Below are 23,139 nucleotides of genomic sequence, written 5' to 3'. Positions count from 1 at the left end.
TCAAGGCTGCTTCCTCGGCAGGGGCACGGTGAGTCTCACCCGGGTGCCCGCGCGAGGCGCGGGGGTGATGTCCAGGGTGGCGCCGACGAGCAGGGCACGCTCGCGCATGCCCCGGATGCCGGCGCCTTCGCGGGGGGCCTGGATGCCGCTGCCGTCGTCGGTGACCTCCAGGACCACCCGGTCGTCGGCGTGGCGCAGGGCGACGGTGACCTCCTCGGCCTCCGCGTGCCGGGCGACGTTGGTCAGGGACTCCTGGGCGACGCGGTAGACGACCAGTTCCGTCTCCGGCGCGAGGACCGGCAGGTCGCTGTCGAAGCGGCGGCCGACCCGCAGTCCGGTGTGCGTGGCGAAGTCCTCGGTGAGCGAGGTCAGCGCGCTGACGAGACCCAGGTCGTCCAGCACACCGGGACGCAGTCGCCGCGCCAGCCGGCGGACCTCGTCCAGACCGGCCCGGGTCATCTCCCGCACCTCGTGCAGCTCCGCGCGCAGCGGTGCGGGCGCGTCGTCCGCGGCCCGCTTGAGCCCCAGCAGGATCGCGGTCATGCTCTGGCCGACCTCGTCGTGCAGCTCCTGTGCGATACGCCGGCGTTCGGCCTCCTGGGCCAGCAGGGCCCGGGCGCTGCTGGTGGCCCGCTCGTGCTCCAGCCGCTCCAGCATGGCGTTGAACGTACGGATCACCTCGGCGACCTCGCCGCCGCCGTCGGCGGGCAGCCGCTGGCCGGGGCGGAGCAGGTCCACGGTGGTCATCAGCTTGGTGAGCCGGTCCAGCGGGGCCAGCCCGAACCGCAGCAGCGCGGCGTTGGCGACCAGCATGACCACCAGGCCGCCCACCAGGATGATCGCCTCGGTGAGCAGAACCGGTACGGAGACGGTCACCGGCGCCCACAGCAGCAGGGCCGTCGCCGTGCCCAGCACCACGGCGTTGAGGGCGAAGATCCGCCAGAACAAGGACACCGGACCGCACGCCTCGCCTTCCACATCCGCTGCTCGCCGCCCCGGGGGTGCCTGCGAGGTACTGCTGCCAGCTTGCCCGTTGCGGCGTGCCCCGTCGATGGGACCCGGTGCCCATTTCCGGGGGCACGCACCACCCATGACGTGCCGCATGGAGTCCTCGACCCGGTGCGAAATGGGTACCGCGCCCGATGGGCGTCCGCCGCGGACCCGGCCAGAGTGGACACATGTCAACGCATGTATCGCGCACCCACCCCCACCTGGACGAGGCCCGGCAGCGCCTGGAGAACGCCCGCTCCTCCCGGCTGGCACAGCTCCAGGCGCTCGACGAGCTCGACGAGACCGGACGGACCACGGACGATCACCTGCTGTCCGCACAGAGGACCGCGATGCGGGGCGTCCTGCGAGAGATCGAGGAAGCCTTCGCCCGTATCGAGAACGGCACCTACGGCACCTGCCTGAGCTGCGCCGGACCCGTCCCCGCGGAACGGCTGGAGATCCTCCCCTACACCCGCCACTGCGTCGCCTGCCGCCGCCGCGCGGCCTGAAGCACCTTCCGAACCACCTCCGTACCGACCTTCTACGGCCTGTCTCACAAGGGGTGACGTGGTGAACCAACAGACCATCGGCGACAGCACCTCCCATCTGTCGGCCGAAGACCTCGCCGCACTGCGCGAGAACCTGCACGAGCAGCGCCTGTTCCGCCAGGAGCAGCTGCGTCGGCTCACCGGCCCCGTCACCTCGCGCGCCGAGAGCCGGCTGCGGGAACGGGCCGCCTCGCAGACCGAGGTGCAGGTCCAGCTCGCGGCCTCCGCCCGCATGGTCCTCACCGACGTCGAAGCGGCCCTGGCCCGGATGAACGAGGGCGGATACGGCACCTGCCGACTGTGCCGCCGCGCCATCGACCGGGAGCGGCTGATGATCGTGCCGCAGGCCCGCTACTGCGCCCGCTGCCAGCAGGTGAAGGAGGCGGTCCCGTGACCGGCGCCCCCGACCCGCACACCGTCGAGGACCGGCACCGGCACCGACCCTGGCCGAGGTGCCCCCTCTGCTGGGGCCTCGCCCTGGACCTGGGCAGCGCCCGCACCCGGGCCTGGATATCCGGCAGGGGCATGGTCGTCGACGTGCCGAGCGCACCCCGCCGCGATGCCGGAGCGACACACCCCGCAGGGCCAGGCACCCCCGCCTCGCCAGGCACATGCGTCGGACCAGGCACATGCGTCGGACCAGGCACCCGCGTCGGCCCAGGCACCAGCGTCGGGCCCCCGGGGAGCGCCGGGACCCTGCGGCAGTTGCTCGGCCCCCATCTGCCCCGCTCCACCCGCCCTCTGGTCATCGTCACCGCGCCCGTCCTGGACGGCATCGCTCACCGCACCCGGGCACGCGCGGCGGTCGATGTGCTGCGACCGCGCGGTGTCCTCACGGTGTCCAGCGCCCGGAGCATCGCCGTGGCCGCCGACGCCGACCTGGCCGGGCCGCTCCTCGTGGTCGACATCGGTGCCCAGTTCACCGAGGTGGTCCTGCTGTGCGAGGGCGCCGTAGCCGACGCCCGCCGCGCCACCCTCGGCATCGGTGACCCGGACGGGACGGCCGCGCCCGGGCAGATCGCCGAGACGGTGTCCTCGATGCTGACGGCGATGCTCCGCGAGGACCACACCTCCCTGACCGTCGACGCCCTGCTCCGGGGCGTCCTCCTGGCCGGCGGAGGCGCCCTCCGCCCCGAGATTCCCCACCACCTCACCGGCCCGCTGCCGACGCCGCCGCGAGTGGTCCCGTCCCCTCACACCGCGGCCGTCCGGGGCGCCGCGACGCTCCTGCGCTCCGCCCACACCCACCCCTCGTCCACCCCGTCGCCGTCCCTCTCGGTCGGCTGTCCACGACTGGGGCGCCCCGGTGGTTCAGGACGCGGCTGACGACACCTCTCGAAACATCGCCTCCGAGTGAAGCAATATCTGTTCCCGCGACGTGAGAGTTTGATGGACCATGCGGGAAGAGTTTTTCGCTCAATGGGAGGAGCGGAATTACGTCGCGCGCGAAGGCCGTTCCAGCGTGCTACTGTCGATCTCGGTTGCAGTTGTGGTTCCCAAAACTTCCAGTGCCCCCGGCCCGGCTTCTGTCGGTCGGGAGCGCTTTTGTAAATCCGGTCATTTTCCGGGCGGGGTAATCATCGCGGCGACACGGTGTCCGTACGGTGCGGATTCCGATGTACTGCCCCTAAGGAGATATGACATGGCTGCTGGTACCGTGAAGTGGTTCAACGCGGAAAAGGGCTTCGGCTTCATCGAGCAGGACGGCGGCGGCCCGGACGTGTTCGCCCACTACTCGAACATTGCCGCACAGGGCTTCCGTGAGCTGCTCGAAGGCCAGAAGGTCACCTTCGACATCGCGCAGGGCCAGAAGGGCCCGACGGCTGAGAACATCGTTCCCGCCTGACGCTCACGCGCAATCCGTAGCTGGGGCCCGCATCCTTCGGGGTGCGGGCCCCAGCTGCATGCATCCCCCGCAAGGGTTTCGCCCGAGGGGCGATGGCGGCGAATCTCCCTGTCGAGTCACTCATTTCAGCGTCTGCGCTCCCGGAGATTTTCGTCGGTCAGATCTGCTTCGTTACCGCTGGTCCATACTCGTAATTCTTCATGGCGCTCATTGCTGCGGGAATTCCTCGATATGTGCCACATCGAGGAAGGCTCCGCATGAACCGCACACATACGAACGACCGTCCCGCCCGCACCCGTACCGGCAGCGCCGGCGGGGGCGCCGGCCGTGGTCACGGCCGCCGGTCCGGCGCGGTGCGGGGTGAGTTCGCGCTCCCCAGGACGATCACTCCCGCGCTGCCGGCCGTCGAGGCGTTCGCCGATCTGGCCATGCCCGAGCCGCTGCTGGCAGAACTGGGCAGGCAGGGTGTGACCACTCCGTTCCCGATCCAGGGCGCGACGCTGCCGAACTTGCTGGCGGGCCGTGACGTCCTGGGCCGGGGGCGCACCGGTTCCGGCAAGACCCTCGCCTTCGGCCTCGCCCTGCTCGCCCGCACCGCCGGACAGCGTGCTGAGCCCCGCCGGCCGCTGGGGCTGATCCTCGTACCGACGCGTGAGCTGGCGCAGCAGGTGACCGACGCCCTCACTCCGTACGCTCGCTCCGTCAAGGTGCGGCTGGCCACGGTGGTGGGCGGGATGTCCATCGGCAAGCAGGCCGGCGCGCTGCGCGGTGGGGCCGAGGTCGTGGTCGCGACCCCGGGCCGGCTCAAGGACCTCATCGACCGTCGCGACTGCCGGCTGGACCAGGTGGGCATCACCGTGCTGGACGAGGCGGACCAGATGGCCGACATGGGATTCATGCCGCAGGTCACCGCGCTGCTCGACCAGGTGCGTCCCGAGGGACAGCGGATGCTGTTCTCCGCCACCCTGGACCGTAACGTGGATCTGCTGGTGCGCCGCTATCTGACCGACCCCGTCGTGCACTCGGTCGACCCGTCGGCCGGTGCGGTCACGACGATGGAGCACCACGTCCTGCACGTCCATGGCGCCGACAAGCACGCCGCGACGACCGAGATCGCCGCCCGCGACGGCCGCGTGATCATGTTTCTGGACACCAAGCACGCCGTCGACCGGCTGACCCAGGACCTTCTCGACAGCGGGGTACGCGCCGCCGCCCTGCACGGCGGCAAGTCGCAGCCGCAGCGCACCCGCACGCTGGCGCAGTTCAAGACGGGGCACGTCACCGTGCTGGTGGCGACCAATGTCGCGGCGCGCGGCATCCACGTCGACAACCTCGACCTGGTCGTCAACGTCGATCCGCCGACGGACCACAAGGATTACCTCCACCGCGGCGGCCGTACCGCCCGGGCCGGCGAGTCCGGCCGCGTCGTCACACTCGTCACACCGAACCAGCGCCGCGGCATGGTCCGCCTCATGTCGGACGCCGGAATCCGGCCGCAGACCACCCAGATCCGCTCGGGAGACGAGGCCCTGAGCCGGATCACCGGCGCCCAGGCCCCCTCCGGCATCCCGGTCGTCATCACAGCACCGGTGGTCGAACGCCCCAAGCGCCGCGCCTCCTCCCGAGGCCGCCGCCGCCCCACCTCGGCGACTCGGCGCGCCCCCGTACGCAGCCCTGCCCTCGACACGGTGGCCTAGAACTTCGTGATCAGGAAGTCGACCCATCTCTTGCAGGAGGCACTTTTGACGCTGATCCAGATGCGGCCCCGCTCGGCGGACGCCACCCCCGTGCACAGGACGGCGGTGGAGGTCATGGACGCGGCCGGACCGCAGGTCTGTGACGACATGAGCGTCGAGGTGGCGCTGGCCGTCATGGCCGCCGCACGCACGGGCCGGCTGGTCGTCTGCGACCAGGACGACCAGCGCATCGACCTGGTGACCCGAGCCGACCTCACCGCCGTCCGTGACAGCGGCGCTCGCACGGACCGCGTCCGCCTGCGCGACATCCTCGGCCTGCGCGACATCCTCGGCGGCAACGGGGCGCCCACCTCACCCGTGATCACGATGGCGACGCCGGGCACGCGATGAGCTCCCGTCGGCTCGGTGCTCTGCGAGCCCTGGACGAGCCGTGCCGTCGACTCTCCTCCCCTTCTCCCTGTGAGGCCACATGCGCTGCGTCATCGCCCGCTTCCCCTTCGAGCTCACCAAGGGCGGAGTGCTGGAATCGATGAAGGGCATCAAGCCCGAACCGGTCACCGGAGAATCGGTGATCATCGGCCGCCGCCACTACCCCGTCAAGCAAGTCGGCCAGGTCGTCACCCGCCAGGACCGCCGTGACTTCAGTGCCGGCGAAGTCCTCCGGGCCATGGCTCAGCTCGGCTTCACCTGCCGCGCCCTCCCCGAGGCCACGCCTCCGGGCATCCCTGGCTCACTGCGGCACGCCTCCGCGCTGCTCGGCACCCCCGTGACGGTCTGACCGGGGCAAAGAGGCGCGAGCCGACATCCGACCAGCAGTGTGGGCCCGACCGGTACGCCGGTCGGGCCCACACCGCGTGCGGCGCCGCCGCCCAGGCGAGATGGATTACCTCGTCTTCGAGTGCCCGAAAATCTATGCCAGCTGGAGTAGATATTGGGCGGCGGCGTTGTTATGGTTTCTCTCGTAGCCGAGATCGAGCAGGCCCGGCAGAGATGAACTGCCGGGCAGCAGTACCGCAGTGGCAGTACCCGTAAGTGAAGTTCGCAGTACCCAGCAGTGACGTCAGTGAGTAGTTGATCAAGAGGGAAGAACGGAGGAGCTGGGCACCATCGGGATCGCCCGGGTGGAAGTGGACCCGGGTACCGCAGGACATCGACAGTGAGGTGGTCTCCGGTCAAGAAACCGCGATCCCCGCGACCCCGACAGCATCTCGGTCGGGTCTGCGGAAAGAGAGGGCCGGTGCAGTGTCAGGGCCGGCAGATGGTGTAGTAGTTCCTTCGGGGCCCTGGTGCCGGTACGGCGCCAGGGCCCCTCGACGCGTGCCACAGAGAGGTGCAATGACAGCAGACGACACGTTCGGCCGTCTCGACGACGACGATTACCCCGCCTACACCATGGGCCGGGCCGCTGAGGTGCTCGGCACCACACAGGGATTCCTCCGCGCCATCGGCGAAGCCCGGCTCATCACCCCACTCCGCTCCGAAGGCGGCCACCGCCGCTACTCGCGCTACCAACTGCGCATCGCCGCCCGCGCCCGGGAACTCGTCGATCGGGGCACCCCCATCGAGGCCGCCTGCCGGATCGTCATCCTCGAAGACCAGCTTGAGGAAGCTCAGCGCATCAACGCCGAGTATCGCCGTGCCGCCGAATCAGCGGACTCGCCGGCAGCGGAATGAGATGAGCGTGCCCGTCAGCGAGACGGGCATCGCCCGACCCGTCTCGGTGCGCAGCGTGATCTGTAGGGACCAGGGTGATCACCTCTGTCTGCCGACTCATCGCCGTCTCCCTGGCCACCTACTGACGGGCCACCTGCCCGTTGACACGCCGCCATCCGGGGCGAAGGGCCCCTGGTCGTCCGCCCAGAGGCCCGCGGCAGCGGGGCGCGGGTGCGGACGACCGGAGGCGCCGGCCTGCCGGACAGGTCGAGGCGGTCGGCGTCGCAGCCGCGACCGGAACCGGGGGCCGGGCGGCCGGGCCGTGTGTCAGGCGTCGATGATGACGGGGATGATGAGGGGCTTGCGGCGGTGGGTGCGGAACGCCCAGTTCGCCACGGCGCGGGCGAGAAGCTTCTCGAGTTGGCGCGCGTCCCCGACGCCTTCCTCGGCCGCGCCGGCCAGGGTCTTCTCGATGACGGGGATGACCGGCTCGAAGGTGGCGTCGTCGTGGACGAAGCCGCGGGCCAGGAAGTCGGGAGCCTCGGCGAGGGCGCCGGTGTCCGCGTCGACGATCGCCACCACCGTGACCACGCCCTCCTCCGCGAGGGTGAGGCGGTCCTTGAGGGACGCCTCGGTGGCGCCGCCGACTTCCATGCCGTCCACGTAGACGTTGCCGGCGGGGACCTTGCCGGTGATGGACACGCGCCCCTCGACGAGGTCGACGACGACACCGTCCTCGGCGATGACGACCCGGTCGGGGTCGACCCCGGTACGGACGGCGAGGTCGGCGTTGGCCCGCAGGTGACGCCATTCGCCGTGGACCGGCATGACGTTGCGGGGTTTGACGATGTTGTAGCAGTAGACGAGTTCGCCGGCGCTGGCGTGTCCGGAGACGTGCACCTTGGCGTTGCCCTTGTGGACGACGTGGGCGCCCCACCGGGTGAGTCCGTTGATCACCCGGTAGATGGCGTTCTCGTTGCCGGGAATGAGGGAGCTGGCGAGCAGGACGGTGTCGCCCTTGCCGATGCGGATCTGGTGGTCGCGGGTGGCCATCCGTGACAGCGCGGCCATCGGTTCCCCCTGGGAGCCGGTGCACACCAGAGTGATCTTGTGGTCCGGGAGCTTCTCCAGCTCCTTCGTGCTCACGACCAGACCCGACGGGACCTTCAGATAGCCCAGGTCACGGGCGATGCCCATGTTGCGGACCATGGACCGGCCGACGAAGGCGACCTTGCGGCCGTGTTGGTGGGCGGCGTCCAGAACCTGCTGGATACGGTGCACGTGGCTGGCGAAGCTGGAGACGATGACGCGGCGCGGCGCGGTGCGCATCACCTGTTCGATCGCCGGGTTCAGCTCCCGCTCGGAGGTGGTGAAGCCGGGCACCTCGGCGTTGGTGGAGTCGGTGAGGAACAGGTCCACGCCCTCCTCGCCGAGGCGGGCGAAGGCGCGCAGGTCGGTGATGCGGTCGTCGAGGGGGAACTGGTCCATCTTGAAGTCGCCGGTGTGCAGCACCATGCCGGCGCCGGTGCGGATGGCGACCGCGAGGCTGTCGGGGATGGAGTGGTTGACCGCCACGAACTCGCAGTCGAAGGGCCCGAAGCCGCGCCGGTCGTCCTCCCGCACCCGGACCGTGCGCGGCCGGATGCCGTGCTCCTTGAGCTTGGCCTCCAGGAACGCCAGCGTCAGCTTGGAGCCGACGACGGGAATGTCCGACCGCTCACGCAGCAGGTACGGCACGCCGCCGATGTGGTCCTCGTGGCCGTGGGTGAGGACGATGGCCACGACATCGTCCAGCCGGTCCCGGATCGAGGTGAAGTCCGGCAGGATCACGTCCACGCCGGGCTGGGTCTCCTCGGGGAACAGCACGCCGCAGTCGACGATGAGCAGCTTGCCGGCGTACTCGAACACGGTCATGTTGCGGCCGATCTCACCCAGGCCGCCCAGGGCGACGACCCGCAGCCCTCCTTCGGGAAGGGGCGGGGCGGCTTGCAGTTCGGGGTGCGGATGACTCATGCGTCGACGGTACCCGTAGCGGGGAACGAGATGATCCATCGCCCTGTGATCTCTTCGCCCGGCGGCGCGGGCACGGGACCTCGGTGCGACATACTTTCGCGATGAGTGCACGCACGTCCCCGCTCGGCCGGCCGATCCCGATCACGATACGAAGGGCCGTGGCGCGGGATGCCAGACGGCTCACGCGGCTCGTGCGTGGCTCAGGCGCCTACGCAGGCATATACGCGACCGCCGTCGCGGGCTACCGGGTCGGTCCTGATTACATCGAGGCCCACCGCACCTTCGTGGCCGTCGGCGCCGACGAGCACGGCGGCCGGGTCCTCGGGTTCTACTCGCTCGTCCTCGCTCCTCCGGAGCTCGATCTGCTGTTCGTCGCCGACGAAGCACAGGGACGGGGTATCGGACGGTCGCTCGTGGCGCACATGCAGTCCGAGGCCCGCGCCGCCGGGCTCGACCGCGTCAAGGTCGTGTCGCATCGTCCCGCCGAGGATTTCTACCACCGCGTCGGTGCGGTGCGGACCGGAACCGCTCTCGCGAACCCGCCCGCCGTGCCGTGGGACCGTCCCGAATTCGAGTTCCGCATTCCCTCGGCCGGGCACGCGATGTGACCCGGGAGGTCCCAGGCCGCCCCCCGCGAGGGACCGACACACCTTGTCCACCATGTGGTGTTCACGTCGCCGGTCGGTGAGATTCCGGAGGGCTTCCAGGTGCGGCACGCCGGTCCTCGGGGGCGGCCCTCTAGGCTTTGCCGAGCCTGGAGGGGCACGAGCCGTCGGGTTCCCCGAGCTGTGTGCGAGTTCGTGATACGTGAGAGGGTCTGACGGGTGAGCGAGACACCACCGAACACCCTGCAATACCGCTTCGACGGCCCGGAAGACGCCCCCGTTCTCATCCTGGGCCCCTCCCTGGGCACCACTTGGCACATGTGGGACCGTCAGATCCCCGAACTGACCAAGCAGTGGCGGATCTTCCGCTTCGACCTGCCGGGGCACGGCGGCGCGCCGGCCTACCCCGGTGGCTCGGTCACCGAGCTGGCCGCCCGGCTGCTGGCCACGCTCGACGCCGTCGGTGTGCAGCGCTTCGGCTACGCCGGCTGCGCGTTCGGCGGCGCCATCGGGGCCGAACTCGCGCTGCGCCACCCCGAACGCCTCGCCTCGCTCGCGCTGATCGCCGCCTCTCCCCGCTTCGGCACCGCCGACGAGTTCCGCCAGCGCGGGGTGATCGTGCGGACCAACGGCCTCGACCCCATCGCCCGTACGTCCCCGGACCGTTGGTTCACCGCGGGGTTCGCCGCGGCGCAGCCCGCGATCACCGAGTGGGCCGTACAGATGGTCCGCACCACCGACCCCGGCTGCTACATCGCCGCCTGCGAGGCGCTCGCCTCGTTCGACGTGCGCGCCGAACTCGGCCGGATCGGCGTCCCCACCCTCGTCCTCGTCGGCTCCGACGACCAGGTCACCGGCCCCGCCGAGGCCCGTACGCTCGTCGCGGGCATCCCGGACGCCCGGCTCGCGGTCGTCCCCGGCGCCTCCCACCTCGTCCCGGTCGAGCAGCCCGCCGCCGTCACCGACCTGCTCGTCCGCCACTTCTCCACCGCCTGGCAGCCCGCCTACGACTCCACCACCGGCCAGGTCGCCATCCCGGCGACGCCGGTCAAGCCGGTCCTCGCCGCCGTGCAGCCGCCGACCGGACCGGTCGCCGAGATCGCCCCGGCCGTCCTCCAGCCGGAGGCGACGGGCAGACCCGACCCGTACGACGCCGGGCTGAAGGTCCGCCGCGAGGTGCTCGGCGACGCGCACGTGGACCGGGCCCTGGCGTCGGCGGACGCGTTCTCCGGCGACTTCCAGGATTTCGTCACCCGCTACGCCTGGGGCGAGATCTGGGACCGGCCCGGTCTCGACCGCCGTTCCCGCAGCTGTGTCACCCTGACCGCGCTCGTCGCCGGCGGGCACCTGGACGAGCTGGCCTTCCACACCCGCGCCGCCCTCCGCAACGGTCTCACCCCGGACGAGATCAAGGAGGTCCTCCTCCAGGCGGCCGTCTACTGCGGGGTACCGGCCGCGAACAGCGCGTTCCGCGTGGCCCAGCAGGTCATCCGCGAGGAGACCACCCCCGAGGAGTGAGCCACCGCCGGCCGCCCGCCGGGGGCAGGATGGATCCATGACCATGAAGCTCACGAAGAAGTCGCATGCCTGCGTCCGGCTGGAGAAGGACGGGCGCACGCTCGTCATCGACCCGGGCGGGTTCAGCGAGGAGGACGCCGCGATCGGCGCGGACGCCGTGCTGGTCACCCACGAGCACCCCGACCACTTCGACGAGGGACGGCTGCGGGCGGCCCTGGAGGCCGATCCGGCCGCCGAGGTCTGGACCCTGCGCTCGGTCGCTGAGAAGATCTCCGCCGCCTTCCCCGGCCGGGTGCACACGGTCGGCCACGGCGACACGTTCACCGCCGCCGGCTTCGACGTGCAGGTCCACGGCGAACTCCACGCGGTGATCCACCCGGACATCCCGCGCATCACCAACGTCGGCTATCTCGTCGACGGCGGCCGCGTCTTCCACCCCGGCGACGCCCTCACCGTCCCCGACCACCCCGTCGAGACGCTGATGCTCCCCGTCATGGCCCCCTGGAGCAAGATCTCCGAGGTCATCGACTACGTCCGCGAGGTCGGGCCGCGGCGCGCGTACGACATCCACGACGCCCTCCTCACCGACCTCGCCCGCCCCATCTACGACCGTCAGATCGGCGCCCTGGGCGGCGCGGACCACCTCCGGCTCGCGCCCGGGGCGTCGGCGGACGTCTGAGCGCGGGCACCTCACCGGGCGGGACGGGCGCTGTCGGACCCGCCCGGTAGGTTGTGGGGCATGCGCATCGCGACCTGGAACGTGAACTCGATCACCGCACGCCTCCCGAGGCTCCTCGCCTGGCTGGAGAGCAGCGGCACGGACGTGCTCTGCCTCCAGGAGGCCAAGATCGCCGAGGACGGCTTCCCGCTCGACGCGCTGCGCGAGGCGGGCTACGAGGCCGCCGTACACGCCACGGGGCGGTGGAACGGCGTGGCGGTGATCTCCCGCGTCGGCATCGAGGACGTCGTCAAGGGCCTGCCCGGCGACCCCGGCTACGACGGCTCCGTGGAGCCCCGCGCGATCTCCGCGACCTGCGGCCCGGTCCGCGTCTGGTCGGTCTATGTGCCGAACGGCCGCGAGGTCGACCACCCGCACTACGCGTACAAGCTCCAGTGGTTCGAGGCGCTCAAGGCCGCCGTCGCCGGTGACGCGGCCGGCAGCCGCCCCTTCGCCGTCCTGGGCGACTACAACGTGGCGCCGACCGACGACGACGTGTACGACGTCGCCGCCTTCGAGGGCCTCACCCACGTCACCCCCGCCGAGCGCGCCGCCCTGGCCTCCCTGCGCGAGGCGGGCCTGTCCGACGTCGTCCCCCGGCCCCTCAAGTACGAGCACCCCTTCACATACTGGGACTACCGCCAGCTCTGCTTCCCGAAGAACCGGGGCATGCGCATCGACCTCGTCTACGGCAACGAGCCGTTCGCCAAGGCCGTCACCGACGCCTATGTGGACCGGGAGGAGCGCAAGGGCAAGGGCGCGTCGGACCACGCGCCGGTCGTGGTGGACCTGGAGGTCTGACGCCCGCGCCCCCTCCGGGCCGCGCGGGACGTCACAGCAGGCCGAGGTCCACCGCGTCGGCGAGTGCCGCCAGCCCCGCCTCGTTCGGGTGCAGATGGTCCCCGGTGTCGTAGGCGGGGAGCAGCCGCGCCGGACGCGCCGGGTCGCGCAGCACCTCGTCGAAGTCGAGGACCCCGTCGAACACCTCGTCCGCCTCGCCGCCCCGGATCCACTCGTTCACCGCGACCCGCTGGGCGTCGACGGCGGCCGTGCAGCGTGCCTCGCCCTCGCAGGGCGCCACGGTCGCCACGAGCACGCGCAGGCCCCGCTCGCGTCCCCGGGCCGCGATCTCCCGCAGCCCGGCGACCACCTCGCCCGCCGTGGCACCCCAGCGGACGTCGTTGACGCCCTGGAAGACGACGACGGTACGGGCGGAGGTCTGGGCGAGGACATCGCGGTCGAGGCGGTGCAGGGCGCTCACGCCGCCCGTGTCGGTGGAGACACCGTCACCGGGGTAGCGGTCGGTGACCACCCGGTTCGCGGAGATCCCCTGGTTGAGGACGCCGTAGCGCGGGACCTCGTCCTGGCCCAGCAGCCGCCGGGCCAGCGCGTCCGGCCACCGCCGGTTCGCGTCGACCGTCGTCGCCTCCCCGTCGGTGATCGAGTCGCCGAGAAGGACGACGGAGCCCGGCCCGCCGCCCACGTCCACGCCGGTCAGCAGCGGCCAGGTCGAGATCGTGGAGGTGTACGCCGTGGCCGAGCCGTCCCCCGCGTGATCCCCCGGCTCGCTGACGTACGACGTCTGCCGCGCCAGCCGGTGCACGGGCGCGGCCGTCACCGTGCCGGGCAGATGGAAGCTCACCAGCAGGTCGGTGTCCGGCGGCACCTCGAAGCCCAGCGGATCACTGAACGCCTGTGCGCCGGCCGGGATGTCGGTGCCGGCCGCGCCCCGGAACGACAGGGGCGCCGGCGCACTCCGGGCGCCCGCGCCCGTCGCCCGCAGCGCCACCGTCGCGCTGCCCACCCGTACCGGCGCCGAGGCGAAGGTGTTGTCGAGCCGGATCCGCACCCGGGGCCCGCCCACCGAGGTGTGGACGACGAGCCGCAGGGTCCGGTCGGTCCACGGGCCGACGGCCGGATAGCCGGAGGTGGATGCGGCCCAACTGCCGGTCCAGGCCGCCGAGTCGGGGCGCACCGACAGGGCGAACACATGCAGGTCGCGGTTGCGCGGCAGGGTCACCGACGCGACCTCGCGCCCCCGCACGAGCGGCACGGTGACGACGTACAGCCTTGCCTTCTCGGTGAGTTGACCGCCCGGGGTGTTCACATGGGGGAGGGCCACGGCCTTCGTGGCGAGCGGGCCGGTGCGCCAGTCGGGCGCGGTCAGCCGGTACGGGGAGCGGGCCCCGCCCCGGTAGCGGACCGTGCCGCCGCCGACCGCCTCGGCGCCTCCCGTGGCGGCGACCACGAAGGCGAGGGCGTCGCCCCGGCCCCGTACGCGCACGGACTGGCCGGCGGCGCGGACGTTGTCGGGCTCGCCCGCCGTGCGGCGCGGCCAGGTCAGGCGCGCGCCCTGAACGGTCAGTGCGCGCCCCGGTGTCCATCCGGCCGCCCTCAGGTCGGCGGCGGAGAGGGAACCGCCGGAGCCGTCGAAGTCGGCCCCGGTGGGCCGCGCGTCGTCGCTGACGGCCCGGTTGTCGAAGAGGTGTTCCAGCGGGACCGGTTCGGCCGCCGGGCCGGCGGCCGCTCGGGCGGTGGCGACGGGCGCGACCGCCGCCAGAAGTGCCAGAACGACGGCCGTTCCCCAGACGCGTCGGCGCACGCGCGATCCCTTCTGCTCGCTGAACACCACGAGAGTGACGGTGCCGACGGACGCGGCACCGGTACAACGATGAGACGACGGATGTGTCATGAAGCTAAAGAGGCGTCAGGGACCCGTCAATGAGGCAGGCGGGAACCACGGCCGAACTCCCGGCGAACAAGCGGTTTCCGCGCGCCTGTGGTGCGAAGGGTGAGGCGGATGACACGCTGAGCGCATGAACATCTCTTTCCTGGGCAACTGGCGCAAGAGGCGTGACCCCGCGTTCGGGGTCGCGGTGTTCACCGGCGGCGACGGTGACGACGACGGTCACGAGGGCCTCGCCGAACTTCTCTCCGAATGCGAACTGCTGCGCGCACAGGCCGCACTGGCCGGCGTCGAACTCGACGATTCCGCAGGCTCGTTGGAGGCGATCGACCAGCTCGTCCCGCGCTGGCGCGACGACGAGGAGACCGCGGCCTGGCTCGGGAACGACGCGGGGCTCTACCTGGGCACGGTCGTCGTACGGACCGTCCCGGGCGCCCGCTGGGAGATCTGGCCCAACGGCCAGCCCGTGGTGCGGCTGGACTCCGGCCGTGAGATCGACGTGGTCGAGGCCGGCCAGGCGTGGGCCGCCAGCGGCGCCCCGGAACTCTCCCAGCTCTACGCCGAGGTCGCCGAGCAGTGAGGACCCGGCGCGCATGCGTCGGCGCGGTTGCTTCCCGACAAGGCGTGGTCGCTTCCCGACAATACGGCTAATCCCCGCGAGTGCGTGTCGCGTCCTGAGGTCCCGTCCGTCCGGATAGTTTGCGGCACCGGCGACACCACACGGTCGAGGGCGAGTAGGGCGGGCTGGGCATGGCGGTCGATCCGCTGATCGAGATGCACGACGTGAACAAGTACTTCGGCGAGCTGCATGTCCTCCAGGACATCGACCTCACCGTGGGCAAGGGGGAGGTGGTCGTCGTCATCGGCCCGTCGGGGTCGGGGAAATCGACGCTGTGCCGGGCGATCAACCGGCTGGAGCCCATTCGGTCCGGCACGATCCGGATCGACGGACAGCCGCTGCCGAGCGAGGGCAAGGCCCTCGCGGCGCTCCGTGCGGACGTCGGCATGGTCTTCCAGTCCTTCAACCTCTTCGCGCACAAGACGGTCCTGCAGAATGTGTCGCTCGGTCAGATCAAGGTCCGCAAACGGAAGAAGGACGAAGCCGAACGGCGCTCCCGTGAACTCCTGGACCGCGTCGGGCTCGCCGACCAGGCACCGAAGTACCCGGCCCAGCTCTCCGGCGGTCAGCAGCAGCGGGTGGCCATCGCCCGCGCCCTCGCCATGGACCCCAAGGTGATCCTGTTCGACGAGCCCACCTCGGCCCTCGACCCGGAGATGATCAACGAAGTCCTCGAAGTGATGCAGCAGTTGGCGCGCGAGGGCATGACCATGGTCGTCGTCACCCATGAGATGGGGTTCGCCCGTTCCGCCGCCAACCGCGTCGTCTTCATGGCGGACGGCCGCATCGTCGAGGACCGCTCTCCGGACGCGTTCTTCACGAACCCGGAGAGCGACCGTGCCAAGGACTTTCTCTCCAAGATCCTCAAGCACTGACCACCGGCACTGGACCGGGCGCGGGGCTCGACTACGATGAGCGGTTCATCCACTTGGGGTGAGCGAGGCCGTGGACGCCACCCCCGGCCGAACAGGGACGCTGCTGCCGGACGCGCAGCGGCCAGGGGCCAGGCCCGTCCGGCGGCAGCCGGAGATCACTGCTCGCGCAGCGGGATCGACACGTACGACGGGTCGTTCGGCGGCGAGGAGAAGGTCAGCTGCGCGCCGGTCGGGTTGTGCTCGATGTAGAGCGGGTCGACCGTGTCGACGACCAGGGCGAGGCGGTGGCCCGCCGGAACGTCGTAGGCCGTGGAGTTCAACTCCAGGTCCACGCCGAACGGCCGGCCGGGCGTCTCGCCGTGGAAGGTGTACGGCGCGTGGCTGACCAGCTTGCCGAGGCCGAGCGGGCCCACGTCGTACAGGTACGCGACGAGGGTGCCGCTCTCCTTGGTGGCCGTCACCGTGGTGTGCAGCTTCGCGGTGCCGCGCACGGCCTGTGCCGTCGGGTACTTCTCCGACTGCCACACCGCCGCCCAGCGGCGCGGCAGCAGCGGTATCGAGGCCACGGGCGGGAGTTGGGCCACCTGGTCGAGGATGCTGGAGAGGAAGACGACCCCGCCGTTCGCGCCCGAGTCGACGTTGGCGCGGATCGTGGTGCCGCTCGCCAGGGCGATCTTCTTCCGGGTGGCGGTGACCGACTTCCAGTCCGGGTAGCCCTCGAAGGCGCCGCCCGTACGGGACTTGAGCTGGACGGGCTGCTCACGGTCGATGCCGTTGGCGGTGCCCTTGAGATAGCGGTCGAACCAGCGCCGGGTGTCGGTCCACACGTCGTTGGGCAGCCCGAACAGACCGGTGAGCTCGGTGGTGGCATGGTCCCCGGGGCGCAGCTCCAGGCGCTTGGGGCCGCTGAGCTTCTCGTAGAAGTCGGCGTACTGGTTGGGCGGGAAGATCGAGTCGCCCCAGGCGTTGGCGAGCATGACGGCCGTGCCGTTGGTGTTGATCCGGTCGACATAGGTCTCGGGGGAACGTTTCTTCCCCCAGGCGATCATGTCTCCCTCCTTCGCCAGATCGGAGGCGTAGAAGTTCGCGAAGATCTGCTGGAGTTCGGGACTCTGGCGGCCGGTGATCCGTCCCGCGCCGTCCAGCAGGGCGGACGCCTGGAGGTGCTGGGTGCGTCCGCCGTAGATCGAGTCGATCAGATCCGCCCAGCCGCTCAGTGCGGCGACCGCCTTGACGCGCTCGTCGTGCGCGGCGGCGAGCAGACTGATGCCCGCCCCGTACGACAGCCCCGCCATGCCGATGTGCTCCGCGTCGGCCGGGGTGTTGGCGAGCGCCCAGTCGATCACCTTGGAGGCGTCGGCTATGTCGGGTGGCCCGGCGACCTCTATGTATCCGCCGGACTCCCAGAAGCCGCGCACGTTGTAACTGACCACGACGTACCCCGCGTCGGCCAGCTTGCGGGCCTGGGCCAGGTACTCCACCTGGGGGAGGCCCCAGCTCGTGGGCAGGACCAGCAGCGGGTACGCGCGGGAGGCGTCGGCCGGCGCGACCACATTGGCCTTGAGGACGGTCCCGCCCTCGCCCTTGATGTCGACGAAGCGCGTGGTGGGGGCGGCGGTGGAACCGGACGCGGCCTGGGCGGCGGGGGCGAGGCCGAGGGCCGTGCCGGCGACCAGGGTGGCCGAGACGGCGCCCACGGCGCTCGTCCGCAGCGCCCTGGCCGTACGCGATGTGGTGCCGTGCGGGTGTCTCACGGGTCGCTCCTCACTCGTGTCAGTGCAAAGTGACCCGACGGTAACCGGACACCCTTACCGGAAGTAACTCCCCGGTAAGTTACGTGACGGTAACGTTCGATGGTGAACTACGAGGCGCGGTGCGAGATCTGGGCCGGGGCGGTGGGTGTGGGGGCCGGGGCCTGGGCCGCCCGGGTGACGTCCGCGACGAGTTCGACCACGTCGGGGCCGTAGGCCTGGGAGTTGACGACCTTCAGCAGAAGGACGAACGAGCCGGTGCCGTACTTGCGGTGCAGGCGCTCGTGGTTGCGGGCGAGGTAGCGGGTGGCGGCCTGGTTGGTGATCGCCCGCTGGCCGCAGAAGAGGAAGACCGGCCGGGCCTGGTCCGGCTGGCCGGTGGTGAGCCGGGCCAGGATCACGTGTTCGGTGACGCCGGGCTCCAGACGGTACTGCTCGCTGCCGATGTGCAGGGCCACCCGGTCGGGGCCGGGTTCCGGGTCGAGATTGAAATGGATGCCCGGCAGCATGGCCGTGATGTGGGCGGCCATGCGGCGGTTGGAGCCGGGTCCGCCCACGCAGAACTCGGTGCGCTCGCCGAACCCCTGCTGCGCGGCGTCCTGGGTGATGATCTGGGCGTGTGCGCCGCAGTCCTTGATCAGCGCCGAGAGCTCCAGCAGGGCGAACACGTCGAAGCGGTGCACCGCCAGATTCGCGGTCGACGGGTCGCGGCTGACCACCAACAGGGACTCGGAATTGTTCGGCAACCCGAAGAACGCCTGCTTGCGGCGGAGCTTCCTCTTCCACAGGTACGTCCGGAAAATCCAGCCCAGCGAGGCGCTGAGCCCGGCCGCGACCACCCCGAGGACGATATTGCGCACGTCGTCATTCATGGCCGCGCATGGTAGCGGGCGCCGTCGAACAGTGCTCGAATCCATGTCCGGTTCGGAGCCCCGGAGTGCCTCCTGACGGGACCATGGCAACCGCGTTAGTCTGCGCGGACGGTCCTTGACTGGAGGTACGGATGCGTCTGCGTCGCCCTGTCGCGCGGAAACTGGCTGTACTGGCGGCGACGTCCGCCGTGGTGTCGGTGGGGGCGGCCCCGCCGACCTCCGCCGCGACGGACACCCCCACGAAGAGCCCGGTCGCTGTCGGCTACGGCGGCGCCGTCTCCAGCGTCGACCCGGACGCCTCGGCCGCCGGCATCGAGGTGCTCCGCAGGGGCGGCAACGCGGTGGACGCCGCGGTCGCCACGGCCGCCGCGCTCGGTGTCACCGAGCCCTACTCGGCGGGCATCGGCGGAGGCGGCTACTTCGTCTACTACGACGCCAAGTCCCGTACGGTGCACACCGTCGACGGCCGCGAGACCGCGCCGCTGAGCGCCGGCGAGGACCTGTTCCTGGAGAACGGACAGCCGATCCCGTTCGCGGAGGCCGTCACCAGCGGGCTGAGCGTCGGCACCCCCGGCACCCCCGCCACCTGGCAGACCGCGCTGAAGAGCTGGGGCAGCAAGCCCCTCGGCACGCTGCTGAAGCCCGCCGAGAAGCTCGCCCGCGACGGGTTCACCGTCGACGCGACCTTCCGCTCCCAGACCGCGTCCAACGAGGCCCGGTTCCGCAACTTCCCGGCCACGGCGGAGCTGTACCTCCCCGGCGGGCAGCTGCCGGTGGTCGGCTCGACCCTCAAGAACCCCGATCTGGCCCGCACCTACGCGGAGTTGGGGCGCAAGGGCGTCGGCGCCCTCTACCGGGGCGCCCTCGCCCAGGACATCGTCGACACGGTCAACAAACCCCCGGTGGACCCGGGTTCGGGCTACAACGCACGCCCCGGCGACCTGACCACCGCCGACCTCGCCGCCTACCGTGCCAAGCGCCAGGCGCCCACCAAGGCCTCGTACCGCGGGCTCGGCGTCTACGGGATGGCGCCCTCCTCCTCCGGCGGCACGACCGTCGCCGAGGCGCTCAACATCCTGGAGCGGACCGATCTGTCGAAGGCGAGCGACGTCCAGTACCTGCACCGCTACATCGAGGCGAGCCGGATCGCGTTCGCCGACCGAGGCCGCTGGGTCGGCGACCCCGCCTTCGAGGACGTACCGACGAAGGGACTGCTCTCGCAGCGGTTCGCCGACTCCCGTGAGTGCCTGATCAAGGACGACGCGGTCCTCACCAGCCCCGTCGCACCGGGCGACCCGCGTGACCCGGCGCCCTGCGCGACCGGCGGCACGGCGGCGCCGACGACGTACGAGGGCGACAGCACGACCCATCTCACGGTCGCCGACAAGTGGGGCGACGTCGTCTCCTACACCCTCACCATCGAGCAGACCGGCGGCAGCGGCATCACCGTGCCGGGCCGCGGCTTCCTGCTCAACAACGAGCTGACCGACTTCTCCTTCACCCCGGCCAACCCCGCCGTGCACGACCCCAACCTGCCGGGACCGGGCAAGCGTCCGCGGTCGTCGATGTCCCCGACGATCGTGCTCGACCGGCACGGCAAGCCCGTGGTGGCGCTCGGCTCACCCGGCGGCGCGACCATCATCACGACCGTGCTGCAGACCCTGACCGGCTTCCTCGACCGGGGTCTGCCGCTGGTCGACGCCATCGCCGCGCCGCGCGCCAGCCAGCGCAACCAGACCACCACCGAACTCGAACCGGGCCTGTGGAACAGCCCGTTGAAGGTCCGGCTCGAAGCCATCGGACACGGCTTCCGGCAGAACCCGGAGATCGGCGCCGCCACCGCCGTCCAGCGTCTGCCGAACGGCAAGTGGCTGGCCGCCGCCGAGACCGTACGGCGCGGGGGCGGCGCGGCGATGGTCGTGCACCCCGTCAGGTAGCGCCGCCGGTAGTGCCTACGGAGGCGGGCGGCGGCGTCGTACGGAACGCCAGCCGCCCGTCCTCCACCTCCGCCACCACCCGGCTGCCGGACGGCAGCCGCCCGTCGAGCAGCAGCCGGGACAGCGGGTTGTCGACCTCCCGCTGGATCGTGCGGCGCAGCGGCCGGGCGCCGTACTCGGGCTGGTGGCCGTGGCGGGCGAGATGGTCGACGGCCCGCTCGTCGAACTCGATGCGGACGCCCCGCGCGTGCAGCCGCAGCCGCGTCCCCTCCAGCAACAGGTCGGTGATCCGCCGCAGTTGGTCGTCGCCGAGGCGGCGGAACACGACGATCTCGTCGACTCGGTTGAGGAACTCGGGCCGGAAGTGCTCCCTGAGCGGCCGCAGGATCCGCTCCCGCCGGTCCTCCTCGTCCGCCTCGGTGCCGCCCGCCGAGAAGCCCAGCCCCGACCCGCCCCGGCCGATGGCGTCCGACCCCAGGTTGCTCGTCATCACGACCACGGCGTTGGTGAAGTCGACCGTGCGGCCCTGCGCGTCGGTGAGCCGGCCGTCGTCGAGGACCTGGAGCAGCAGGTTGAAGACGTCGGGGTGGGCCTTCTCCACCTCGTCCAGCAACAGCAGCGAGTACGGGTGACGCCGTACGGTCTCGGTGAGCTGACCGGCCTCCTCGTGCCCGACATAGCCGGGCGGGGCGCCGACCAGCCGGCTGGCGGTGTGCCGTTCCTGGTACTCGCTCATGTCGAGCCGCACCATCCGGTCCTCGCTGCCGAAGAGGGCCTCCGCCAGCGCGCGGGCCAGCTCGGTCTTGCCGACGCCGGTCGGGCCGAGGAACAGGAAACTGCCGATCGGGCGGTCGGGACTGGCGAGCCCGGCGCGTGAACGCAGCACGGCGTCCGCCACCACGCTGACCGCCTCGTCCTGTCCGACGACCCGCCCGCGCAGCCGCTCCGCGAGCCCCAGCAGCCGTTCCCGCTCCTCCTGGGTGAGGCTGCTGACGGGGATGCCGGTCTGCCGGGAGACCACCTCGGCGATGTCCTCGGCACCGATCTCCAGGCTCTGCCCGTCGTCGGCCCGCGCCTGGTCACGCCCCGCGTCGATCCGCTCCCGCAACTCCCCGATCCGGTCCCGCAGCCGGGTCGCCTGCTCGTACCGCTCACCCGTGACCGCCTGGTCCTTGTCCCGGGTCAGCTGCTCGATCTCCCGCTCCAGGGCCCGTACGTCCGTGCCCTTCGTCCGGGCCCGCAGCCGGACCCGGGCCCCGGCCTGGTCCATCAGGTCGATGGCCTTGTCGGGCAGCCGGCGGTCGGTGAGATACCGGCCGGACAGTTCCACGGCGGCCACCAGCGCCTCGTCGGTGTAGCGGACCTGGTGGTGGGCCTCGTACCGGTCCCGCAGCCCCCGCAGGATCTCCAGGGCGTCGTCGCCGTCCGGTTCGGGGACCAGCACCGGCTGGAACCGGCGGGCCAGCGCCGCGTCCCGCTCGATGCGCCGGTACTCCTCCAGCGTCGTCGCCCCGACGATGTTCAGCTCGCCGCGAGCCAGGGCCGGCTTGAGGATGTCGCCGGCGTCCATCGCGCTGCCCTCGCCCGAGCCGGCGCCCACGACGGTGTGCAACTCGTCGATGAAGACGACCAGTTCGGCGGAGTGCGCGCGGATCTCGTCGACGATGTTCGTGAGCCGCTCCTCGAAGTCGCCCCGGTAGCGGGTCCCGGCGACCACCCCGGACAGATCCAGGGCCACCACCCGGCGCCCGGCCAGCGCATCGGGCACGTCCCCCTCGGCGATGCGCTGGGCGAGCCCTTCCACGATCGCGGTCTTGCCGACGCCCGCCTCACCGATCAGCACCGGGTTGTTCTTGCCGCGCCGGGAGAGCACCTCGACGGTCTGCTCGATCTCCGTCTCCCGGCCGATGACCGGGTCGATACGGCCCTGGAGGGCGAGGTCGGTCAGATCGCGGCCGTACTTGTCGAGGGTCGGGGTGGCGGAGGCCGCGCGGCGCGGCAGGTCGGAGCGCGGGAACCCGGACAGGGGGACCCCCACGGGCGGGGTCGGCGCCGACGGGTCCGCCGCGTCCGGCGGCAGCGCGCCGGCCGACAGGCGCGCCGCGCCGAGGATGTGCCCGGCGGCCGAGTCCGGGTTGGCGGCGAGGGCGCTCAGCACGTGCTCGGGGCCGATGTGACCGGCGCCGGTGGCCCGGGCCAGCTCGTGCGCGTCCAACAGCGCGCGCTTGACCGCCGGGGTCAGCGCGAGCGACGCGGGCGCCGGGCCCTGGCCGGGTTTGTGCCGCTCGGGACCCGACCGCTCGTCGATCGCGCCGGCCAGCGCGTCGGGGTCGGCGCCCGCGCGGGCCACCAGACTTCGGGTGGGCTCGGCGGTCAGCGCGGCGCGCAGCAGATGCTGGGTGTCCAGGTCGCTGCTGCCGTGCCGGGCTGCGTACGCCGCGGCGTCGGCGACGAGTTGGCGGGCCTGGCCGCTCATCAGGCGGCCGATCTCGATGCGCTGGGGGCGTGGGCCGCCGAAGAAACGGGCGAGGAACTCGGTGAAGGGGTCCGGACCGTAGCCCTCGGGCCCCGGGAATCCGCTGTTCATTCGCCGCCGGGTTCCCGTGTGGCGGGGGGATACACCGAGGGGGGCGTGGGGTTTCAGGTGCGTGTGTGGGTGCGGGTGGGTGGGGGTTGCTCGCGCAGTTCCCCGCGCCCCTGAAACGCAGGGGCTGCGCCCCGTGCTTTTCGGCCCGAAAGGGCCGGAGGCCCTTAAGGGGCGCGGGGAACTGCGCGAGCAACCCCCACCGGACCCGCAGTCGAACAACCGGC

Annotated in this window: 21 protein-coding genes; 15 read left to right on the top strand and 6 right to left on the bottom strand. The window is 71.5% G+C overall.

Annotation, left to right across the window (positions count from 1 at the left end):
• Nucleotides 1-954, bottom strand: a complete 954-nt coding sequence (locus HW837_RS08450) for a HAMP domain-containing sensor histidine kinase (protein WP_045556495.1) — start codon at nt 952-954, stop codon at nt 1-3.
• Between the two features lie 224 nt (nt 955-1,178).
• On the opposite strand from HW837_RS08450, the gene HW837_RS08445 reads away from it, so the two are divergent.
• From HW837_RS08445 to HW837_RS08410, 8 genes are all read left to right on the top strand, one after another.
• Nucleotides 1,179-1,499 (top strand): TraR/DksA family transcriptional regulator, encoded by a 321-nt coding sequence (locus HW837_RS08445; RefSeq protein WP_045556496.1) that lies wholly within the window; start codon nt 1,179-1,181, stop codon nt 1,497-1,499.
• Between the two features lie 58 nt (nt 1,500-1,557).
• Nucleotides 1,558-1,932 carry a TraR/DksA family transcriptional regulator gene (locus tag HW837_RS08440; RefSeq protein ID WP_045556497.1) on the top strand — a complete coding sequence of 125 codons (375 nt, stop codon included), beginning with the start codon at nt 1,558-1,560 and terminating at the stop codon, nt 1,930-1,932.
• Entirely contained in the window at nt 1,929-2,864 is a 936-nt protein-coding gene (locus HW837_RS08435) for a rod shape-determining protein (protein ID WP_193379836.1), read from the top strand. Before HW837_RS08440 ends, HW837_RS08435 begins: the two co-directional genes overlap by 4 nt.
• A gap of 316 nt (nt 2,865-3,180) precedes the next feature.
• Nucleotides 3,181-3,384 carry a cold-shock protein gene (locus HW837_RS08430; RefSeq protein ID WP_045556499.1) on the top strand — a complete coding sequence of 68 codons (204 nt, stop codon included), beginning with the start codon at nt 3,181-3,183 and terminating at the stop codon, nt 3,382-3,384.
• Nucleotides 3,385-3,641: 257 nt separating this feature from the next.
• Entirely contained in the window at nt 3,642-5,081 is a 1,440-nt protein-coding gene (locus tag HW837_RS08425; protein WP_093790145.1) for a DEAD/DEAH box helicase, read from the top strand.
• A 45-nt stretch (nt 5,082-5,126) separates the two neighbouring features.
• Nucleotides 5,127-5,471 (top strand): CBS domain-containing protein, encoded by a 345-nt coding sequence (locus tag HW837_RS08420; protein ID WP_045556501.1) that lies wholly within the window; start codon nt 5,127-5,129, stop codon nt 5,469-5,471.
• 79 nt (nt 5,472-5,550) lie between these two features.
• The gene (locus tag HW837_RS08415) at nt 5,551-5,859 is read left to right on the top strand and encodes an SCO5918 family protein (RefSeq protein WP_045556502.1); all 309 of its coding nucleotides are present in this window, start codon (nt 5,551-5,553) and stop codon (nt 5,857-5,859) included.
• A 557-nt stretch (nt 5,860-6,416) separates the two neighbouring features.
• Entirely contained in the window at nt 6,417-6,755 is a 339-nt protein-coding gene (locus HW837_RS08410; protein WP_045556503.1) for a MerR family transcriptional regulator, read from the top strand.
• Nucleotides 6,756-7,061: 306 nt separating this feature from the next.
• On the opposite strand, the gene HW837_RS08405 is transcribed toward HW837_RS08410, so the two are convergent.
• Complete coding sequence (locus tag HW837_RS08405) at nt 7,062-8,747, bottom strand: ribonuclease J (protein WP_045556504.1); 1,686 nt, start codon at nt 8,745-8,747, stop codon at nt 7,062-7,064.
• A 101-nt stretch (nt 8,748-8,848) separates the two neighbouring features.
• Here HW837_RS08405 and HW837_RS08400 point away from each other — a divergent pair, with 101 nt between their 5' ends.
• The 4 genes from HW837_RS08400 (at nt 8,849) to HW837_RS08385 (ending at nt 12,389) form a co-directional block, all read left to right on the top strand.
• The gene (locus HW837_RS08400; protein WP_045556505.1) at nt 8,849-9,355 is read left to right on the top strand and encodes a GNAT family N-acetyltransferase; all 507 of its coding nucleotides are present in this window, start codon (nt 8,849-8,851) and stop codon (nt 9,353-9,355) included.
• A gap of 216 nt (nt 9,356-9,571) precedes the next feature.
• Nucleotides 9,572-10,870, top strand: coding sequence for a bifunctional 3-oxoadipate enol-lactonase/4-carboxymuconolactone decarboxylase PcaDC (pcaDC, locus tag HW837_RS08395; protein WP_045556506.1), 1,299 nt, complete (start codon nt 9,572-9,574; stop codon nt 10,868-10,870).
• Nucleotides 10,871-10,913: 43 nt separating this feature from the next.
• On the top strand, nt 10,914-11,549 hold the full coding sequence (locus HW837_RS08390; protein ID WP_045556883.1) for an MBL fold metallo-hydrolase: 636 nt from the start codon (nt 10,914-10,916) through the stop codon (nt 11,547-11,549).
• Nucleotides 11,550-11,609: 60 nt separating this feature from the next.
• The gene (locus HW837_RS08385; RefSeq protein ID WP_045556507.1) at nt 11,610-12,389 is read left to right on the top strand and encodes an exodeoxyribonuclease III; all 780 of its coding nucleotides are present in this window, start codon (nt 11,610-11,612) and stop codon (nt 12,387-12,389) included.
• Between the two features lie 31 nt (nt 12,390-12,420).
• Here HW837_RS08385 and HW837_RS08380 read toward each other — a convergent pair whose 3' ends face one another.
• Nucleotides 12,421-14,190, bottom strand: coding sequence for an SGNH/GDSL hydrolase family protein (locus HW837_RS08380; RefSeq protein WP_313895595.1), 1,770 nt, complete (start codon nt 14,188-14,190; stop codon nt 12,421-12,423).
• Nucleotides 14,191-14,404: 214 nt separating this feature from the next.
• Here HW837_RS08380 and HW837_RS08375 point away from each other — a divergent pair, with 214 nt between their 5' ends.
• Both HW837_RS08375 and HW837_RS08370 read left to right on the top strand, forming a co-directional pair.
• The gene (locus HW837_RS08375; RefSeq protein WP_045556509.1) at nt 14,405-14,854 is read left to right on the top strand and encodes a DUF6278 family protein; all 450 of its coding nucleotides are present in this window, start codon (nt 14,405-14,407) and stop codon (nt 14,852-14,854) included.
• A gap of 170 nt (nt 14,855-15,024) precedes the next feature.
• Nucleotides 15,025-15,768, top strand: coding sequence for an amino acid ABC transporter ATP-binding protein (locus tag HW837_RS08370; protein WP_045556510.1), 744 nt, complete (start codon nt 15,025-15,027; stop codon nt 15,766-15,768).
• Between the two features lie 155 nt (nt 15,769-15,923).
• Here HW837_RS08370 and HW837_RS08365 read toward each other — a convergent pair whose 3' ends face one another.
• Together HW837_RS08365 and HW837_RS08360 are read right to left on the bottom strand one after the other, a co-directional pair.
• Nucleotides 15,924-17,522 (bottom strand): CocE/NonD family hydrolase, encoded by a 1,599-nt coding sequence (locus tag HW837_RS08365; protein WP_093790142.1) that lies wholly within the window; start codon nt 17,520-17,522, stop codon nt 15,924-15,926.
• A 107-nt stretch (nt 17,523-17,629) separates the two neighbouring features.
• Nucleotides 17,630-18,391: a hypothetical protein gene (locus HW837_RS08360; RefSeq protein ID WP_093790141.1), complete on the bottom strand. Its 762-nt coding sequence runs from the start codon at nt 18,389-18,391 to the stop codon at nt 17,630-17,632.
• A 131-nt stretch (nt 18,392-18,522) separates the two neighbouring features.
• Between HW837_RS08360 and ggt the strand changes: the two genes are divergently transcribed.
• Nucleotides 18,523-20,328 carry a gamma-glutamyltransferase gene (ggt, locus tag HW837_RS08355; RefSeq protein ID WP_237270037.1) on the top strand — a complete coding sequence of 602 codons (1,806 nt, stop codon included), beginning with the start codon at nt 18,523-18,525 and terminating at the stop codon, nt 20,326-20,328.
• On the opposite strand, the gene HW837_RS08350 is transcribed toward ggt, so the two are convergent.
• Nucleotides 20,321-22,915, bottom strand: a complete 2,595-nt coding sequence (locus HW837_RS08350) for an ATP-dependent Clp protease ATP-binding subunit (protein WP_193379838.1) — start codon at nt 22,913-22,915, stop codon at nt 20,321-20,323. The two genes, ggt and HW837_RS08350, sit on opposite strands and share 8 nt — an antisense overlap.
• Between the last annotated feature and the right edge of the window lie 224 nt (nt 22,916-23,139).

The organism is Streptomyces caniscabiei, from assembly GCF_014930365.1.
Classification (GTDB): domain Bacteria; phylum Actinomycetota; class Actinomycetes; order Streptomycetales; family Streptomycetaceae; genus Streptomyces; species Streptomyces caniscabiei.
The sequence above is the reverse complement of the archived record's forward strand: the minus strand, read 5'-3'. Positions and strand labels throughout refer to the sequence as shown.

Bases quoted from the DNA above. Each gene is read 5' to 3' on its own strand.
- HW837_RS08445 (WP_045556496.1), top strand. From the start codon at position 1,179: ATGTCAACGCATGTATCGCGCACCCACCCCCACCTGGACGAGGCCCGG.
- HW837_RS08430 (WP_045556499.1), top strand. From the start codon at position 3,181: ATGGCTGCTGGTACCGTGAAGTGGTTCAACGCGGAAAAGGGCTTCGGC.
- HW837_RS08425 (WP_093790145.1), top strand. From the start codon at position 3,642: ATGAACCGCACACATACGAACGACCGTCCCGCCCGCACCCGTACCGGC.
- HW837_RS08415 (WP_045556502.1), top strand. From the start codon at position 5,551: ATGCGCTGCGTCATCGCCCGCTTCCCCTTCGAGCTCACCAAGGGCGGA.
- HW837_RS08410 (WP_045556503.1), top strand. From the start codon at position 6,417: ATGACAGCAGACGACACGTTCGGCCGTCTCGACGACGACGATTACCCC.
- HW837_RS08405 (WP_045556504.1), bottom strand. From the start codon at position 8,747: ATGAGTCATCCGCACCCCGAACTGCAAGCCGCCCCGCCCCTTCCCGAA.
- HW837_RS08400 (WP_045556505.1), top strand. From the start codon at position 8,849: ATGAGTGCACGCACGTCCCCGCTCGGCCGGCCGATCCCGATCACGATA.
- HW837_RS08390 (WP_045556883.1), top strand. From the start codon at position 10,914: ATGAAGCTCACGAAGAAGTCGCATGCCTGCGTCCGGCTGGAGAAGGAC.
- HW837_RS08385 (WP_045556507.1), top strand. From the start codon at position 11,610: ATGCGCATCGCGACCTGGAACGTGAACTCGATCACCGCACGCCTCCCG.
- HW837_RS08375 (WP_045556509.1), top strand. From the start codon at position 14,405: ATGAACATCTCTTTCCTGGGCAACTGGCGCAAGAGGCGTGACCCCGCG.
- HW837_RS08370 (WP_045556510.1), top strand. From the start codon at position 15,025: ATGGCGGTCGATCCGCTGATCGAGATGCACGACGTGAACAAGTACTTC.
- HW837_RS08360 (WP_093790141.1), bottom strand. From the start codon at position 18,391: ATGAATGACGACGTGCGCAATATCGTCCTCGGGGTGGTCGCGGCCGGG.
- ggt (WP_237270037.1), top strand. From the start codon at position 18,523: ATGCGTCTGCGTCGCCCTGTCGCGCGGAAACTGGCTGTACTGGCGGCG.
- HW837_RS08350 (WP_193379838.1), bottom strand. From the start codon at position 22,915: ATGAACAGCGGATTCCCGGGGCCCGAGGGCTACGGTCCGGACCCCTTC.